Source organism: Ruegeria sp. THAF57, assembly GCF_903914075.1.
Classification (GTDB): Bacteria; Pseudomonadota; Alphaproteobacteria; order Rhodobacterales; family Rhodobacteraceae; genus Ruegeria.
In genome coordinates this window covers 64,860-82,534 of sequence record NZ_CAIWNQ010000009.1, presented here as the reverse complement: position 1 = coordinate 82,534, position 17,675 = coordinate 64,860, and the positions used below count along the sequence as shown (strand labels likewise).

The 17,675-nt window shown below is 55.2% G+C and carries 15 protein-coding genes and 1 tRNA gene; 10 read left to right on the top strand and 6 right to left on the bottom strand.

Going from position 1 to position 17,675, the window contains the following annotated elements; genetic code table 11:
- Window positions 1-161: 161 nt before the first annotated feature.
- The 3 genes from RUESEDTHA_RS18070 (at window position 162) to RUESEDTHA_RS18060 (ending at window position 5,515) form a co-directional block, all read left to right on the top strand.
- Window positions 162-2,090: an amidohydrolase family protein gene (locus tag RUESEDTHA_RS18070; RefSeq protein ID WP_180888066.1), complete on the top strand. Its 1,929-nt coding sequence runs from the start codon at window positions 162-164 to the stop codon at window positions 2,088-2,090.
- Between the two features lie 188 nt (window positions 2,091-2,278).
- A complete protein-coding gene (locus RUESEDTHA_RS18065) occupies window positions 2,279-3,820 on the top strand; it encodes a phospholipase D family protein (protein WP_180888065.1) in 1,542 nt (513 codons plus the stop codon).
- Window positions 3,821-3,967: 147 nt separating this feature from the next.
- Window positions 3,968-5,515: an arylsulfatase gene (locus tag RUESEDTHA_RS18060; protein WP_180888064.1), complete on the top strand. Its 1,548-nt coding sequence runs from the start codon at window positions 3,968-3,970 to the stop codon at window positions 5,513-5,515.
- A 195-nt stretch (window positions 5,516-5,710) separates the two neighbouring features.
- Here the strand turns inward: RUESEDTHA_RS18060 and RUESEDTHA_RS18055 are convergent, their stop codons facing one another.
- Window positions 5,711-6,541: a class I SAM-dependent methyltransferase gene (locus tag RUESEDTHA_RS18055; RefSeq protein WP_180888063.1), complete on the bottom strand. Its 831-nt coding sequence runs from the start codon at window positions 6,539-6,541 to the stop codon at window positions 5,711-5,713.
- 225 nt (window positions 6,542-6,766) lie between these two features.
- Here RUESEDTHA_RS18055 and RUESEDTHA_RS18050 point away from each other — a divergent pair, with 225 nt between their 5' ends.
- Window positions 6,767-7,060, top strand: a complete 294-nt coding sequence (locus RUESEDTHA_RS18050) for an antibiotic biosynthesis monooxygenase (RefSeq protein WP_180888062.1) — start codon at window positions 6,767-6,769, stop codon at window positions 7,058-7,060.
- A 201-nt stretch (window positions 7,061-7,261) separates the two neighbouring features.
- Here RUESEDTHA_RS18050 and RUESEDTHA_RS18045 read toward each other — a convergent pair.
- Together RUESEDTHA_RS18045 and RUESEDTHA_RS18040 are read right to left on the bottom strand one after the other, a co-directional pair.
- Window positions 7,262-7,338: transfer RNA gene (locus tag RUESEDTHA_RS18045), tRNA-Pro, on the bottom strand.
- 106 nt (window positions 7,339-7,444) lie between these two features.
- Window positions 7,445-8,560 (bottom strand): class I SAM-dependent RNA methyltransferase, encoded by a 1,116-nt coding sequence (locus RUESEDTHA_RS18040; protein ID WP_180888061.1) that lies wholly within the window; start codon window positions 8,558-8,560, stop codon window positions 7,445-7,447.
- 290 nt (window positions 8,561-8,850) lie between these two features.
- Between RUESEDTHA_RS18040 and RUESEDTHA_RS18035 the strand changes: the two genes are divergently transcribed.
- From RUESEDTHA_RS18035 to nqrF, 6 genes are read left to right on the top strand one after another with little or no spacing between them, the layout of a single operon-like run.
- The gene (locus RUESEDTHA_RS18035; protein ID WP_180888060.1) at window positions 8,851-10,194 is read left to right on the top strand and encodes a Na(+)-translocating NADH-quinone reductase subunit A; all 1,344 of its coding nucleotides are present in this window, start codon (window positions 8,851-8,853) and stop codon (window positions 10,192-10,194) included.
- A 5-nt stretch (window positions 10,195-10,199) separates the two neighbouring features.
- A complete protein-coding gene (locus RUESEDTHA_RS18030; protein WP_180888059.1) occupies window positions 10,200-11,408 on the top strand; it encodes an NADH:ubiquinone reductase (Na(+)-transporting) subunit B in 1,209 nt (402 codons plus the stop codon).
- Entirely contained in the window at window positions 11,401-12,216 is an 816-nt protein-coding gene (locus tag RUESEDTHA_RS18025; RefSeq protein WP_180888058.1) for a Na(+)-translocating NADH-quinone reductase subunit C, read from the top strand. The genes RUESEDTHA_RS18030 and RUESEDTHA_RS18025 overlap by 8 nt, the downstream gene beginning before the upstream one ends.
- Window positions 12,216-12,869 (top strand): NADH:ubiquinone reductase (Na(+)-transporting) subunit D, encoded by a 654-nt coding sequence (locus tag RUESEDTHA_RS18020; protein ID WP_171125643.1) that lies wholly within the window; start codon window positions 12,216-12,218, stop codon window positions 12,867-12,869. The genes RUESEDTHA_RS18025 and RUESEDTHA_RS18020 overlap by 1 nt, the downstream gene beginning before the upstream one ends.
- Complete coding sequence (gene nqrE, locus RUESEDTHA_RS18015; protein WP_050603817.1) at window positions 12,869-13,477, top strand: NADH:ubiquinone reductase (Na(+)-transporting) subunit E; 609 nt, start codon at window positions 12,869-12,871, stop codon at window positions 13,475-13,477. Before RUESEDTHA_RS18020 ends, nqrE begins: the two co-directional genes overlap by 1 nt.
- 10 nt (window positions 13,478-13,487) lie before the next feature.
- Entirely contained in the window at window positions 13,488-14,711 is a 1,224-nt protein-coding gene (nqrF, locus tag RUESEDTHA_RS18010) for an NADH:ubiquinone reductase (Na(+)-transporting) subunit F (RefSeq protein ID WP_180888057.1), read from the top strand.
- 36 nt (window positions 14,712-14,747) lie between these two features.
- On the opposite strand, the gene tviB is transcribed toward nqrF, so the two are convergent.
- The 3 genes from tviB to RUESEDTHA_RS17995 all read right to left on the bottom strand — a co-directional run bounded on the left by tviB (window position 14,748) and on the right by RUESEDTHA_RS17995 (window position 17,646).
- Complete coding sequence (tviB, locus tag RUESEDTHA_RS18005; RefSeq protein WP_180888056.1) at window positions 14,748-16,031, bottom strand: Vi polysaccharide biosynthesis UDP-N-acetylglucosamine C-6 dehydrogenase TviB; 1,284 nt, start codon at window positions 16,029-16,031, stop codon at window positions 14,748-14,750.
- A 5-nt stretch (window positions 16,032-16,036) separates the two neighbouring features.
- Window positions 16,037-17,050: a GDP-mannose 4,6-dehydratase gene (locus tag RUESEDTHA_RS18000; RefSeq protein WP_180888055.1), complete on the bottom strand. Its 1,014-nt coding sequence runs from the start codon at window positions 17,048-17,050 to the stop codon at window positions 16,037-16,039.
- 71 nt (window positions 17,051-17,121) lie between these two features.
- Window positions 17,122-17,646 carry a CBS domain-containing protein gene (locus RUESEDTHA_RS17995; RefSeq protein ID WP_171125651.1) on the bottom strand — a complete coding sequence of 175 codons (525 nt, stop codon included), beginning with the start codon at window positions 17,644-17,646 and terminating at the stop codon, window positions 17,122-17,124.
- Window positions 17,647-17,675 lie beyond the last annotated feature (29 nt).

Here is a 17,675-nt window from a genome sequence, read left to right as displayed (position 1 = left end):
ATTAGATCCTCACAAATATATATTTCAATTATTGGTCAACGTTAGCAAACCTGATTGGCCCTTAGCAACATCACGACAGGCGCCTAAATACCACTTTGAGATACATCCCGTTTGCGGCAAAATATAAGTATTACATCTATATAGCATTTAGAGGGACGACGATGATCAAGACCCTGACTAAGTTTGCATTTGCAATGGGAATTTCGGTGACGGGCCTGTCGTTACCGGTGCATGCGGCTGATGGCGACATCACAATCTTTACCGCAGATAAAATCATCACGATGGAAAAGCCGCTTCCCGAAGCGAAGGCTGTCGCTGTGTCAGATGGTCGTATCGTGTCGGTCGGCACGCTTGAAACTTTAATCGACTATGTAAAGGCCGGGGCGGTTGTCGACACCACATTCGCCGACAAGATCCTTATGCCGGGCCTGATCGACCCCCATGTTCATCCGTCGCTGCCTGCGATTTTGACACAGTACCCTTACATTGCTCCGGATGACTGGACTTTACCGACCGGAGAGTTCCCCGGCGAAACCACACCGGAAGGCTATGTTGAGCGCCTGAAGGAACTGGTGGCTGAATATGAGAAATCAGGGGACACTGAAATCCCCTTCATCACTTGGGGCTATCATCCACTCTGGCATGGCGAGCTTTATCGCGATGACCTGACCGATCTGTTCCCCGACACGCCAGTGATCCTGTGGCATCGCTCGTTCCACGAGCATTTCATGAATGACGCAGCCATCGAACTGCTTGGGCTGACCGAAGAAGATGCGCAGATCTTCCCCGAGGAATCCGACTGGGAGCGCGGCCACTGGTGGGAGAACGGGCTGGTCGGCATTTTCCCCAAGATGCCGTTCATTCTGGAGGAGTCCAGATACTCGCAAGGCATGGAGACCTTCTTCGAAATCGTCCATCAGGCCGGTGTAACAAGCGTGATGGATATGGGCATCGGCCTGTTCGGTGATCCAGTTGGCGAGACAAATCTGATCCGCAAAGTGTCCGAACAAACCGGAGCCCCGGTGCGTGTCGTCCTGACGCCAATCATTACGGATTTCACAGCGCGCGGGAAATCGCCCCAAGAGGCTCTGGCCGAAATCCGCGAATGGGAGAAAGGGAACACCGACAGGGTCAAGTTCGACAACCACTTCAAGCTGATGATGGATGGAGCGATCTACAGCGGCCTCTCGCAATACGGGTTCCCAGGCTACAAAGATGGGCACCAAGGCCAGTGGATGAACGAGCCTGAGGATATTCTGGAATGGGCCAGGTTCTTTTGGAACGAAGGGTTCCAGTTGCACGCTCATACCAACGGCGACGGGTCCGCACGCCTACTGATCGAGATCGTACGCGACCTGCAAGAGGAAAAACCGCGTTTTGACCACCGCACGACGCTTGAACATTTTGCTTATGCCACGCGGGACCAGTTGAGGCAGATGAAGGCGCTGGGTATGGTGGTGTCGGCCAACCCTTACTACCAATACATCCTTGCTGACGTATACGCAGACGTGTGGTTGGGGGCAGATGTGGCGCGCTTTATGGTGCCCTTGGGCAGCGCTGCGGACGAGGGGTTGGTAATTGGGTTGCATTCCGATAGCCCCATGGCACCTCTCAGCCCGCTGACGCTGGCACAAAATGCGATGGAACGCGTGTCGATCAACGGCAACAACAATGCGGGGTCAGAGCGTCTGGACATAGATCAGGCCCTGCGCGCAATCACCATTGACGCCGCGTGGTTCATGCGAATGGAGGACGAGATTGGTTCGATCCGTGCGGGCAAGAAGGCAGACTTCGTTGTGCTTGAGCAAAACCCCTATGAGGTCCAGACTGCGGACTTGTCCAAGATCGGTATATGGGGAACGGTGTTCGAGGGCCAAAAATACCCGATTGCAAAGGAAGCCAGCATGAAGCCAAACAACGATCTTGTGAAGGTCCCGAACCCATCGGCTGTGTTCTGTGAAGAAAGCGGTGGGACCTATGAAATCCGTGATGGTGCTAATGGTGGAAAGACCGGGATTTGTATTCTTCCATCAGGTGAAGAAGTCGACGCTTGGGAGCATTTTCGAAAGAACGCGCCGACTGATGGATAATATCAACATTTGGAAGTTGGCACTGAGGGAAAACCTTTCCCGCGATTTGACAGCCCAGATACCCGCTTCGTTGCACGGTGTCTGAGTTCGATCGCACCACACGGTGGTCTAAACTCTTGATAAATGAGCCGTGGATAGATCATGTTAACGAACAAGGCCTATTTGATGTACTGAACACGGAGCCCTGAATGCGGCTGATCAGGATTTTGTTGACTGTCGCGGTGGTGATCACAATCGCCGTGGTCGGGCTAAAGCTGGCATTTCCACTTCCTGAGAAAAACTATTCTGAGCAAACTCTCAAACAAGATCCTGACTGGGACGGGCCTTTAGGCGCCACTATCAAACAAGCGATCGAACGAAACCCCGGCCTTGACGGGGTGCGGCCTTTGGGCAATGGACGCGCTGCCTTTGCGGCCAGGGCTATATTCGCACGGCAAGCGACGTCTTCCATCGACGCTCAGTACTACATTTGGCAAGACGATGTTACAGGTCTGATGCTCCTTGATGAGCTTAGGGCCGCAGCCGAGCGCGGCGTGCGGGTCAGATTGCTGGTCGATGATAACGGCATCTCGGGGTTGGATGGCTTGCTTGCTGAACTGGATGCTCTGCCCAACGCGCATGTGCGCATTTTCAATCCCTTTACGCTGAGAAACCCCAAACTTCTGTCTTACGCTTTTGACTTCAGGCGCTTGAACCGTCGGATGCATAACAAGTCAATGACTGTGGATGGGGTTGCCACAATTGTCGGGGGGCGCAATATCGGTGATATCTATTTCGATTATGGGGCTGGAACGCACTATCTGGATGTAGATACGATCGCCATTGGCCCAATTGTCGATGAGGTGTCGCAGTCATTCGACGCGTATTGGAACAGTTCATCATCCTATGACGCGGCTTTGTTTCTGGAGCCCACCGCGGAAAAAAGCCTGCAATCCAAGGCGGATGCCGCACGGAAAACCGCTGTTGGCGCGGGTTATCAAAAAGCGATCCAAGACAATGAGCTTGCGGACCGGATAGCTGCGCGTGATCTGACAGTCGAGTGGAGCGAAGTTACCCTTTTCGTGGACGATCCAGCCAAAGGGTTGGGTCAAGCAGACAGTGAAAATCTGATCGTCGAGCAACTGATAGCATTCGCCAACGACTCTCAAACCTCACTGGATCTTGTTTCAGCATATTTCATTCCCGGCAAACGCGGTGCCGAAGTTTTGGAAGGACTAGCCAGGTCCGGAGTTAAAGTCCGTGTCTTGACCAACTCATTGGACGCGACCGACGTTATGCCGGTTCATGCGGCCTATATGCGCTACAGGGAAGACTTGCTGAATAGCGGTGTAGAACTTTTGGAGCTTCGGGCTTTGCGGCAGGAACATCGCGAACGAAGCCTGCCAGAAATGTTGGCAGGGTCGGCATCGGGATTACATGCAAAGGTATTTGGATCGGATGGTAAACGTGTCTTTATTGGTTCATACAACCTCGATCCCAGATCTGCGCGATTGAACACTGAAATGGGGCTCATGATCGAAAGCCCGGCGATCGCCGCGTCGCTTGCCGAGAAATTGGCCAACACAGATTTTTCCTATCGCGTTGAGCTGAGTGAAGACGATGAGATTATCTGGCTGCAAGAAGAGCAAGATGGGACGGTCACCGTCTTTACCGCAGACCCCGAAACCAGCGGTTTCCAACGCGCCCTAACGGCGGTCGTCAGGTGGCTGCCCGTTGAATGGATGCTCTGACCCCGCAGTTGAATCTGGCCTGAACCTTCTTCCAAGCCAGCGTCGAGCGTCTACTGAAGATCATTTGGGCCACAAATTCCTTAAATCAAAAAACTGAATTTGTGTTATTTTGTCGAGAATTGAATCAGGTATTTTTGGGAGGAAGACATGAAGTATAATATTAAGTCCACTATCGCGGCGGCTTTGTTTGCTGCAGCCGCTACAGCGGTTCATGCCCAAGATGAGCCTCCGATGAACTTCCTCATAATTTGGGGGGATGACATCGGTTTTTGGAATATCAGCGCATATAACCACGGGATGATGGGGTATCAGACGCCCAATATCGACCGCATAGCCAAAGAAGGCGCGCTTTTTACTGATTGGTACGGCGAGCAATCCTGCACGGCTGGACGCGCCGCCTTCATCACAGGGCAATCTCCCATCCGCACGGGTCTGACAAAAGTGGGCCTGCCGGGTGCGCCAGAGGGCATGCCTGTCGAAGATCCTACCATCGCCGGGCTTTTGAAGAACCATGGCTACATGACGGGACAATTTGGCAAAAATCACCTGGGTGACCGTGACGAACACCTTCCCACAAACCATGGTTTTGATGAGTTTTTTGGAAATCTTTATCACCTAAACGCCGAGGAAGAACCCGAAAACCCGGATTATCCCAAGAGCGAAGCGTTCAAGGAAAACTTTGGTCCGCGGGGCGTTATCAAGTCAACTGCAGATGGTTCAATCGAAGACACTGGACCGCTTACCAAAAAACGCATGGAAACCGTTGACGAAGAAGTCACCGCAAGCGCATTGGATTTCATGGAAAGAGCGGTAGAGCAAGACAAGCCGTTTTTTTTTTGGTGGAACTCCACCCGGATGCACATTTTTACGCATCTCAAGGAGGACTCCGAAGGCGTGACCGGCCTGGGGGTTTATCCTGACGGCATGGTCGAGCATGACGGGCATGTCGGTGTTCTTTTGGACAAGCTGGATGAGCTTGGCATCTCTGAAAATACGGTCGTAATGTATTCAACCGACAACGGTGCCGAGACGTTCACCTGGCCAGACGGCGGGACAACGCCTTTCCGCGGAGAGAAAAACACACAATGGGAAGGCGGCTATCGCGTCCCAACGGTCATCAAATGGCCGGGGGTCATCGAACCAGGGTCCAAGATCAATGGGGTGGCCTCACATGCCGACATGCTGCCAACGATAATGGCGTCCGTTGGTGAACCCGATATCAAAGAAAAGTTGCTGACAGGCGGCGTTCAAGCCATAGGGCGCCAATACAAGGCGCATCTGGACGGCTACAATCTTCTGCCTTCTTTCTCGGGTGAAACCGACGATTGGCCACGCAGCGAGTTTATTTATTGGACCGATGACGGCAGTGTCGCGGCCCTTCGCTACGACCAATACAAGGTGACGTTCCTCAAACAAAATGCGCATGGCCTCGACGTCTGGCTTTCGCCCTTTGAAGTGTTGCGCGCACCAATGCTGTCAAACTTGCGCAGCGACCCATTCGAGAGAGCCGAGGAGGAAAACGCAATGGGTTATCAGCGATGGTTCCTTGAACATATGTTCGCCATCGCGCCAGCCGCTGCTTATGTCGGACAATGGTTGCAAAGTTTCGAGGAATTTCCGCCAAGGCAAAAACCCGGCAGCTTTAACCTCGACAACGTTATGGAAGAACTCACCAGCCGGGCGGGCAACCAATAGCTTTTCCGGAAAGAGTTTTTCTTTCAGGGCACGTTTCGAACAATTTTACCCTTGGGCTGGCGGTTCGCTTAGTCCAAGGGAAAAGAAACGGTGGCTTTTCACCTTCTCAACCCCATTGTTCGGGTTTGCGCGATCGCATTAGAACGCAGGTTGGGTTGCGCGCGGTGGCGCAATGACTGGCCTGCGCTAACGTCATCAGATAGCTGTTGCCGCTGAAATCACAGACGGCATCGGAAGCTTCCAAGGGCCATTTGACCCATATTTGGTTTTGATGAGCTCACTCATAGCCGCCTGAATATCGGCAAGCGTTTCGGTCGGTTGCGAGCGCAAAAGCAAACCACCCCGAACTGTGCCCTCCATGAACAAAGTGACCATGCCGTCGGCGTTTTGCGTTTCAACAAAATTTTGCACCAAGCTCTGCGAGATATCCGAGAAGCCCGCTTTTGTTAGCGTGGTGTCAACTATCTCGGGGTCAGCATAGTCGTGCAAACCGGGGCCGGGCGGCAACTGAACTGACGGGTCCCCCAAGCGACCGATCACTTGAAACAAATCCCCAAGTATTGTGGGGATGGTTGGGCCATGCCAGACCGAAAAGGACAAGCGTCCCCCCTTACGCAGAACCCTGTGCGCCTCTTGCAGAACGCTAACCGGGTCTGGAACATGCAAAATGCCAAAGCCAATTGTTACGGCGTCAAAACAGGCGTCTTCAAAAGGAAGGTTCATAGCATCACCCTCAACGAAGACTGCATCTGGCACATTTTGGCGTGCCAACTGCAACATTGCGGGCGAGAAATCCAAGCCAGTCGCTTCGGCTCCGGCTGCAAGCAGCCCGGCGGTGACAACGCCCGGTCCGCAACACAGATCCAGCACCTGCTTTCCTGGGCCGATCCGCGCTTGCCGTAAAAGTTCCGGGACGCTTTGGGCTGCGGTGCCTTCCAAACTGGCCGCATAACTTTCGGCAGTGTCGGGCCGGGACCATCCTTCCTTTTCGGCGGTTCCAAATTCAGAAAAATCTAAAGTAGCCATTGTTCGCCCCCTATAACTGGGCAGCATAGCACGATTTTGTATTTCTTGCTGTTCTGGCAATTTGGTGCGGCCAAGACGCTATACTTTTGTTTGACGGTCCAATCCACAGATAACCCCGCCGACGAAGCGACGCATAAGCGCAGTCAGGACATTCACAGGCTCTGATGGTATGATCCTGTGTGAGGCATTTATGCACGCCAGTAAGTCTCTGAGGGAGGAAACGGCATGATAATGCGCATTTTTCAAGTTCAGGTAAAAGAAGGTAAGGAAGACGAATTTGCGGAATTCTTCCACAAAACCGCAATTCCGATGATGAAAGAAACTGCAGGGATTGTTCAGGTTTTACCGGGTACTCCGCACAGCGATAGCCCAAGAGAATTCTGTTTCGTGATGGTTTGGAAAGACTTGGCCTCGCTTAAGAAGTTTGTTGGCGAGGACTATAGCTCTCCGCATATTGATCCTGCCGAAGCCGAGTTGGTCGAAAGCAGGTTAATCAAGCACTACGAACTGGTTGAGTGAGCTGTAGGTCAAACGATCCCATGTAAGGGCCGCAATCGCCGCCTGCGTAGGCACTCTGACCAGTTCAAACCGACCGCATCGTTTATTAGATGCAAACCTTACCGACAAAATGAACGGGTGAGGGAATAAGGTTTCCCCAACATGTTAGGAAAACTCGATGCTTTGGGAAGGCGCTAAATAAATACAGGCAATTGATTTTATTGGTCGGAGTGAGAGGATTCGAACCTCCGACCCCTGCCTCCCGAAGACAGTGCTCTACCAGGCTGAGCTACACTCCGACCGTGGCGCGGGGTCTATACCCGGCGATTTGGATGCGCAAGGGGGATTTTGTGCGTTGCGTCGGAAATGGCTGAGGACGACTTGAACACAGTAGTTTGTTCCATGTCAGGCCAAGGGTTTTGTTTGATAAAGCCGGATTTTGGTGCCGCCGTGATCCACCACCGGTCCCGCAGGTAAAAAGGGTAGACGAGTGGAGCGCGCCAGCGAGGCATTACTTGTGACCAATCCGACCCTCCAGCCGCTGAACTTTGAGGTCAGGACCTTGCCCAGCGTCCCATAGACGGAACGCAGACGTTTTTCGTCGCCGATCCTTGCACCATAAGGGGGGTTGATGATGACAAGCCCCGCCCGGTCCGTCGGGGGTTTGATGTCGCTGACAGATCGCGTTTGAAATCTGGTGACACTGGCGACGCCTGCACATTTGGCGTTCGAAGTCGAAGCGTCGACAGCCCCTGCGTTGCGGTCCGAGCCGAAAAACATGACATCTGCTTCTGAGGGCGCATGTTGGGCCCGCATGTCGGCCCAGATGGCGGGATCAAAAGTCTTGAGACTTTCGAACGCGAATGAGCGCGATCGACCGGGGTTCAGGTTCAAAGCAATTTCCGCCGCTTCGATCACAAAGGTTCCCGATCCGCACATTGGGTCAAGTACCGGCTCTGTCCCATCGAACCCACATTCGCGCAGGAACATGGAGGCCATCGACTCGCGCATTGGGGCCTTAGCGACCGCAGGCTTATGACCGCGCTTGTGCAAAGGGTCTCCGGATGTGTCTACAGAAAACGTGCAGATGTCTTTTTCGATACGCAACAATATGCGCAGACTGGCTTCGGGTGACACCTGAACGCCCAGAGTTTCGGTAATCGCACGCTCGATCCTCTGGCGGGCGGCCCCGGCGTGATAGATTCGAGACTTGCGGCTGGTTGCCTCAACCCGAACAGGAACATCGGGGCGCAGAAACTGAGACCAGGGAAATTTGCGCGCCCGTTTGTCAAGTTGGGCCAAATGCACGGCAGGAAAGCTGCCCAACCTGACCAGTACCTTGTTGGCCCCACGAAGACACAGGTTCGCACGCCAGACCTCGGACCATGTCCCACGGCAATTCACCCCGCCGGGAACGGCGGTGACATTGGCGAATCCCTTCTCTCGCGCTTCGGCACAAAGCGGTGCTTCAAGGCCGGGCGTAGCCACCAAAAATATCTCTAGCGTGTCAGCGTGTTCCATTCTGGGTGCTTACACTGGAAGCATTCCGGGCGCGATACGCAATTTAGGAAGGCTTAAAATAAGGCTGTTCTTCCGAAAGTGAAAATCCGATGCCGATTTTGGCCGTAACGGGTTTGCGTTTGTCAGCATCCGCGCGTAAAGGGTCCGTGATCGACAGGAAGCCATAGATCAGGATTGAGCGCCGCGCGCTTTTTTTTGCTCCAAGGCTCCCACGTTCACAGCGTTTTGTGCCACTATGTGAGTGCCAAAACGGAGTGGTGCAGCAATAAGGCTTGGAAGACCGTAGCGACATGCAAACTTTCAAACTGAAAAAGGGGTTAGAATTGCCGGTGCAGGGCGCGCCGGAACAGACGATTCAACCCGGTCCGGAATTTTCGACCGTTGGGGTTCTGGGTGGTGACTATCTTGGCCTGAAACCTCGGATGCTGGTTCAGGAAGGCGACGAGGTACAACGGGGGACGCCGCTGTTCTGCCACAAGGACATGCCCGCAGCGATGATGGTTGCGCCTCTGACCGGGAAGGTCGTCGCGGTCAACCGTGGCGCGCGTCGTGTCTTGCAGAGCGTCGTGATCGAGGTATCAGACCAAAACGATGTGGGTTTGGATTTCTCAAGCACCGGTAGCTCGGACAGCGCGGAAGGCGTTACTGCCAAGCTGTGCGCCGCTGGTCTTTGGACATCGTTCCGAACGCGCCCGTATTCGAAAATGCCTGCGCCGGGCTCTAAGCCTACGGCGATCTTTGTCACCGCAATGGACAGTGAGCCCCTTTCCGGTGACGCGGCCGTCATCATAAACGACGCGGGCGAGGCATTTGCCGAAGGGCTGAAGGCGGTGTCGCTTCTGACGGACGGCAAAACGTATCTGTGTCAACAGGAAGGTGACTCGCTGCCGGGGTCTGATCTTGCGAATGTCGAAGCCGCAGCATTTTCGGGCCCGCATCCGGCTGGGCTGGCCGGGACTCATATCCACTTTCTGGAACCTCTGGCCGGCGAAAAGCAAGTTTGGACGATCGGATATCAGGATGTAATCGCGATTGGCCGGCTGATGCAGACCGGACATCTGGACCCGAATGTTGTGATTGCCCTGTCGGGCCCCGGTGCACGTCATCCCCGCCTGATCCGCACGGTCATGGGCGCGTCGACAGATGACCTTACTCGGGATGAGATCGAAATTGACGGCACCGCGCGGATTATTTCGGGCTCGATCCTCTCGGGAAAACTAGCTGACGGCCCCACCGCGTTTCTTGGCCGTTTTGCGCGCCAGATTTCTATCATCCGCGAAGACCCTGACCAGATTCCGATGGGTTGGATACGCCCAATGCCGTCGAAATACGCCGTTCAACCGGTTCTGGGTTCGGCCTTTGCCAAAAAGCTGTTTGCGTTTACGTCCAACCTGAATGGCGGCCGCCGTGCAATGGTTCCAACGGGCACGTTCGAAGAACTGATGCCGCAGGATTATCTGCCGACACAGTTGCTGCGCGCGCTGTTAGTCATGGATACGGATACGGCCCAAGCGCTTGGGGCGCTGGAACTTGACGAAGAAGATCTGGGCCTGGTCGGTTTTGCCTGCCCAGCAAAATATGAATATGGGCTGGCGCTGCGCGACTGCCTGACCAAGATTGAAAAGGAGGGCTGATCCAAATGGGTTTGCGCAGCTTCTTCGATCGGATCGAGCCGAACTTTACCAAGGGCGGCAAGTACGAGAAGTATTTCCCCATCTACGAGATGGTCGAAAGCTTCATCTACACTCCGAAAACCGTCACCACCGTGGCCCCACACGCACGGTCCTACGTGGATATGAAGCGGATCATGACCTATGTCGTGATCGCCACTATCCCCTGTATCCTGTGGGGGATGTGGAACACGGGCTATCAGGCAAACTCGGCCATTGCCACGCTGGGGCCGGATGCCGCGACTGGATGGCGGATCGCCCTGTTGCAGATGTTCGGCATCTCGCTGGACCCCTCAAGCCTGTTTGCCAATGTGTTCCACGGATTGCTTTATTTCCTGCCGATCTACATCACGACGCTGGTCGCGGGCGGTATTTTCGAGGTTATCTTTGCGACGGTGCGCGGGCATGAAGTCAACGAAGGCTTTCTTGTGACTTCGATGCTTTACACGCTGATCCTGCCTGCGACTACACCGCTGTGGCAGGTCGCTTTGGGCATCATCTTCGGCGTTGTCATCGGCAAGGAAGTGTTTGGCGGCACCGGCAAGAACTTCCTCAACCCCGCACTGGTGGGGCGGGCGTTCCTGTATTTCGCCTATCCTGCGCAAATGTCGGGGGATTCAGTCTGGACCCCGGTCGACGGTTTTTCCGGAGCGACCGCGCTGGGTATCACCGCAGCCGAAGGCGTTCAGGCGCTGGCGGCTGATGGGATTACCTGGGCCAATGCTTTCTTCGGCACCATTCAGGGCAGCTTTGGCGAGACATCGACGCTGGCGTGTATGATTGGTCTGGCCTTCCTGTTGATGACAAGGATTGCCAATTATCGCCTGATCGTGGGCTGCCTGGTGGGCACGATCGGCTTTACCCTGCTGCTGAACCTGATCGGCTCGGACACCAACCCGATGTTCGCGATGCCCTGGTACTGGCACATCGTTCTGGGCGGGTACGCCTTTGGTCTGGCTTTCATGGTCACAGAACCAGTTTCCGCCAGCCACACCAATATGGGCCGTTATATCTATGGTGCCTTGATCGGTGTCATGGTTGTGATGATCCGCGTGATCAACCCGGCTTTCCCCGAGGGCATGATGCTGGCCATCTTGTTCGGCAACGTCTTTGCACCGCTGATCGACTATTTCGTCGTTCAGGCAAACATCAAACGGAGGGCGCGTCGCCATGTCTGATACGCAATCCCCAGAGCCTAAAGGCGCGATTGCCAAGTTCCTTGCGGCCTCGCCTGATTCAGTTGGCAAAACGATCTTTGTCGCGGTTGCCGTATGTCTGGTGGCCTCGATGGTTGTGTCTGCCGCGGCAGTCAGCCTGCGTCCTGTGCAGGAAGCGAACGCGCTGAAAGACAAGCAAGTCAATGTTCTGCAAGTAGCAGGCGTGTATGAGCCGGGCGTCGACGTGTCCGAGGCATTCGCCGCCTTTGAACCGCATGTGCTGGAACTGTCGACCGGTCAGTTCGTGGACGATCAGTTCGATGCCACCACGTTCGATGATATCGCTGCGGCCAGCGATCCTGACCTCAGCATCGCGCTGGACAATGACCCCGCAGGTATCGGACGCCAATCCAAATACCGCGTGATTTACCTGCTGCGGGACGATTCCGGTGAATTGGACAAGGTGATCCTGCCGCTGCATGGCTACGGCCTTTGGTCCACACTTTTTGGCTTTATCGCGTTGGAGAACAACGGCAACGATATCTTTGGCCTACAATTCTATCAGCATGGTGAAACGCCGGGCCTTGGGGCCGAGGTGGATAACCCGCGCTGGAGGGCGCTGTGGAATGGCAAGAAGCTGCGCGATGATGAGGGTGAGCTTCAGATCACCGTCGCCAAATCGCAGCCTGCCGCTGGCCCTGATTTTTACGTGGATGCACTGGCAGGGGCAACGCTGACCTCGGTGGGTGTTGATAACCTTGTAAGGTTCTGGATGGGGGATGCGGGCTATGCTCCGTTCCTGGCCAAACTGCAAGCAGGAGAAATCTGATGTCTCAGACCAAAAAAGAGATGCTGGTCGACCCGCTTGTCGACAACAACCCGATTACGCTGCAAGTGCTGGGCATCTGTTCGGCGCTGGCGGTGACCTCGTCGCTGCAGGTATCCTTCGTGATGGCGCTGGCGGTGACGTTCGTGACCTCGTTCTCGTCCTTCTTCATCTCATGCCTGCGCAACCAGATCCCCGGTTCGATCCGGATCATCGTGCAGATGGTGATCATCGCCTCGCTGGTGATTTTGGTGGATCAGGTGCTGAAAGCCTATGCGTTTGAAATTTCGAAAACCCTGTCGGTGTTCGTCGGTCTAATCATCACCAACTGTATTGTGATGGGCCGGGCCGAGGCGTTTGCGATGAAGAACCCGCCCGTCGCGTCGTTCATTGACGGCATGGGCAACGGTATGGGCTATGGCCTGATCCTGCTGCTGGTCGGTTTCATTCGTGAGCTGTTCGGCGCCGGGTCTCTGTTTGGCATCACCATTCTGGAGACCGTCAACAACGGTGGCTGGTACGTGCCCAACGGCATGCTGCTGCTGCCGCCGTCGGCATTCTTCATCATCGGTCTGATCATCTGGGCCTTCCGCACATGGAAGCCGAACCAGGTGGAAGAGCGTGAATACAAAATCCAGCAGGTAGAGGCCCACTGATGGAAGGTCTGATCTCACTGGCCGTAAAGGCCATCTTTGTCGAAAACCTTGCGCTTAGCTTCTTTCTGGGGATGTGTACCTTCATCGCCGTGTCCAAGAAGATTTCGACGGCGCTGGGTCTGGGCATCTCGGTCATGGTCGTGCAGGCCATCACTGTGCCTGCCAACAACCTGCTGCTGAACTATCTGCTGAAACCGGGCGCGCTCGCCTGGGCTGGGTTCCCTGACGTGGACCTGACCTTCCTTGGCTTGATTTCCTATATCGGCGTGATCGCCGCAATGGTTCAGATCCTCGAGATGGTTTTGGACAAGTATTTCCCGCCGCTCTACAACGCGCTGGGTATCTTCCTGCCGCTGATTACGGTGAACTGCGCCATCCTTGGCGGCTCGCTGTTCATGGTGGAACGCGACTATAACTTTGCCGAGGCAGCGACCTATGGCCTGTCTTCCGGCTTTGGCTGGGCGCTGGCGATTACCGCGATGGCGGGCGTGCGCGAAAAGCTGAAATACTCGGACATTCCCGACGGCCTTCAGGGTCTGGGGATCACCTTCATCACCGCAGGTCTGATGGCGATGGCCTTCATGTCCTTCTCGGGCGTGAAACTGTAAGGAGGGCGCAATGGAAACTTTTAGCTTAGGCGTAGCCCTTTTCACCGTAATCGTCATCGCGCTGGTGACAATCATTCTGGCCGCGCGCTCTAAACTGGTGTCGACCGGGGACGTGAACATCACCATCAACGGTGAGAAAACCATCTCGGTCCCCGCCGGTGGCAAACTTCTGCAAACCCTTGCGGCCGAGAAACTGTTCGTTCCCTCCGCCTGTGGCGGGGGTGGTACCTGCGCGCAGTGCCGGGTGCGGGTGCATTCGGGCGGCGGTTCAATCCTGCCGACCGAGGAAAGCCATATCACCAAGCGCGAGGCCGCCTGTGGCGACCGTCTGTCCTGTCAGGTGGCGGTCAAGCAGGACATGGATATCGAAGTCCCAGAAGAGGTCTTTGGCGTTAAGAAATGGGAATGCACTGTTCGCTCGAATGAAAACGTGGCGACCTTCATCAAGGCCCTGACACTGGACCTGCCTGAAGGCGAAGATGTGAACTTTCGCGCTGGTGGTTACATCCAGATCGAAGCCCCTGCGCATGCGTTGAAATACACCGATTTCGACGTTGAGGAAGAATATCGCGAGGATTGGGACAAGTTCAATCTTTGGCAGTACGAATCCGTCGTGGCCGAACCGATCGAGCGCGCTTATTCCATGGCCAACTACCCGGACGAAAAGGGCATGATCATGCTGAACGTTCGCGTGGCTTCGCCGCCTCCGGGGTCGGACGGTATCCCGCCCGGTCAGATGTCGTCTTACATCTTCAACCTGAAACCGGGCGACAAAGTCACGATCTCAGGCCCGTTTGGTGAGTTTTTCGCCCGCGACACGCAGAAAGAGATGGTCTTTATCGGTGGTGGTGCAGGCATGGCGCCAATGCGCAGCCACATCTTCGATCAGCTCAAGCGTCTGGAAAACCGGGACCGCAAGATCAGCTTCTGGTATGGCGCGCGCTCGAAGAAAGAGATGTTCTTTGTCGAGGATTTCGACCAATTGGCCGAAGAGTTCGACAATTTCGAATGGCATGTGGCCCTGTCGGACGCCCAGCCCGAGGACGATTGGAAAGGCTATACCGGCTTCATCCATAACGTGCTGTTCGATGAATACCTCAAGACCCACCCCGCGCCTGAAGATTGCGAGTTCTACATGTGTGGCCCGCCGATCATGAACCAATCGGTCATCAACATGCTGCTGGATCTTGGCGTGGACCGCGAAGATATCATGCTGGACGATTTCGGGGGATAAGATATGAAAAACCGGCGCATCACAGCGCCGGTTTTTTTACAACCGCAGGTCGCTGTCCGCGGGCGGCAGGCAGGATTTGACGTCGAACAATACGCATTGATCCTTGCCAAGGGCGCGTATCTTAGCGGGGTCGAGCGTCAGAAATTCCCGATGTGCAACAGCCAGAACGATGCCGTCGTAACCCCCAGTTTCCGGCTGCTTGATCAATGAAATTCCGTATTCCGCCTGCGCGGCGGCAGGATCGGCGTGGGGATCATAGACATCGACCGTGACGCCATAGTCCTGCAGTTCGTGGATAATATCGACAACGCGGGTATTGCGCAGATCGGGGCAGTTTTCCTTGAAAGTCAGCCCCATCACCAGCACACGGGCAGCGGCAACATTGATCCCATCGCGCATCATCCGTTTGACCAGTTGCGAGACCACATAGCCGCCCATACTGTCATTCAACCGTCGCCCAGCCAGAATGATCTGGGGGTGATGGCCCACGGCCTCGGCCTTGTGGGTCAGGTAATAGGGGTCGACGCCGATGCAATGCCCGCCAACCAGGCCGGGGCGGAAAGGCAGAAAGTTCCACTTGGTCCCCGCGGCGCGCAAAACCGCATCGGTGTCTATATCCATCCGGCCAAAGATCATCGCCAGTTCATTGACCAGCGCGATGTTCAGGTCGCGCTGCGTGTTTTCGATCACCTTGGCGGCCTCGGCCACGCGAATGCTTTCAGCCTTATGGGTGCCTGCCGAAATGATCCGAGCGTAAAGCGCGTCCACCAGATCGGCCACCTTGGGGGTCGAGCCGGATGTGACCTTGCAGATATCCGCGATCCGGTGCGTCTTGTCACCGGGGTTGATCCGCTCGGGGCTGTAACCTGCAAAGAAATCACGGTTGAAGGTCAGACCCGACACGCGCTCAAGAACCGGTACGCAGTCTTCCTCGGTGGCTCCGGGGTATACCGTGGATTCATAGATTACCAGATCGCCGGGTTTCAACACGTGGCCCACGGTTTCCGACGCGCGCAGCAAAGGTGTCAGATCAGGCTGCTTACCAGCGGTGATCGGCGTGGGAACAGTGACAATATAGGTGTCGCAGGCCGCGATCTCTGACGGATCAGAGGTGAATGTCAGGCCTGTTGCAGCTTGCAGATCTTCGGGTTCGACCTCTTGTGTGGCATCATGCCCAGAACGTAATGCACCTATGCGGTCGGGGTTAATATCAAACCCAACCACCGGAGCCAACTTCCCGAACGCTACAGCCAGAGGCAGGCCAACATAGCCCAGTCCGATCACTGCAATTCTGCGCGAGTTTGGATCGGTTTCAAACATATGCGTCATTTTCCATGGTAGTCGCGGAACCATTCGACAAAGCGTGCAATCCCGTCTTTGAAATCTGTTTGTGGCCGATAGCCCGTCAATTCCTGCAACAGATCGTTGTTCGCCCACGTTGCCGGCACATCCCCCATCTGCATGGGCATGTAGTTGCGGATGGCCTTCTTTCCGACGGCTTCTTCGATGGCTTCAATAAAATCCATCAACCGCACCTTGTCGCCATTGCCGATATTGACCACACGCCACGGCGCGGCGGGGGACAGGCTGTCGCCCTCGGCGATGTCGTCGGGACTATCCGGCCGCACAGGCGGCACGTCGATGAGCAGCCGAATACCCCGCACCAGATCGTCCACATAGGTAAAGTCACGATACATGTCACCGTGGTTGTAAATGTCGATGGGGCGGTCGTCCAAAATCGCGTCCACGAATTTGTACAAAGCCAGATCCGGACGCCCCCAAGAACCATATACCGTGAAAAACCGGAACATGGTCGTCGGCAGGTTCCATAGATGCGCGTAGGAATGACCCATCGCCTCGTTTGCCTTCTTGGTGGCGGCATAGATCGTCAACGGCGTGTCAGCCTTTTCAACCTCGGTAAAGGGCATCTCTTCGTTCGCGCCATAGACAGACGACGTCGACGCCATCAGCAGGTGTTCTACTTTGTGTTCGCGCGCCACCTCCATGACGTTGAACGTGCCCACAACATTCGAGTTGATATAGCTTCGCGGATCCTCGAGACTGTAGCGCACCCCGGCTTGAGCGGCGAGATGCACGATGATTTCCGGCTGAAACTCGTCCGCGACCTGCACAAGACGGTCGTGGTTTTCCAGCAAATCCTCGGTGGCCGAGAAACCCGGCGTCTGCAACAACATCTGGTGGCGTCGCTGTTTGAGTGTCACGTCGTAGTAATCGGTCATCCCGTCATAGCCGTGCACCCGAAACCCTTCGGTCAACAGCAGCTTTGCCAGATGGAAACCGATGAAACCCGCCGTACCGGTGACCAGAACCCGTTTCATGCAACCCTCGAACCTATCGCAGACTTTATCGCATCAGGGATACTGTCACTGGCCCAAGGTCAAGGGGTTTCTCAGCCCACGATCATTTGCTTCATGCGCAACGCTTCGTATTCCAGCTCTTTCAAGCGAAAGTGGACGACATCGCCAATGGTAATGACACCACGCAGATTTCCATCACTCAGAACTGGCATGTGGCGGAATCGGCCTTCGGTCATGGTTTTCAGCACATCGTTCAACAAATCTTCTGGCGCACAGGTCTTGACCTCGCGGGTCATCAGGTCTTCGACCGATTGCGGAAGTGTCTGACCGGGGGTGTCCGCCATCCGGCGCACGATATCGCGCTCGGACAGGATACCGTGCAGTTTCCCGTTCTGATCGGTCACGACGACAGCCCCGATCCGCTTTTCCTTGAGGATGTTTACAACCGAGTGGATCGTATCGTTCGGTCGCACTGCAAAAACCGCGTCGCCTTTGCCTTCCATCAATTTCGCAACAGTCGTCTGGGAATGGGAAAGGTTGGATTCCACGGACTGGCTGCGCGTCGCGGTTTCGGCCTTGTCGCCGCGCGTTGGGGGCTGATAAGAGCTTGGTGCCATGGGAAATCTCCTCTTCCTTTGTATTTTAC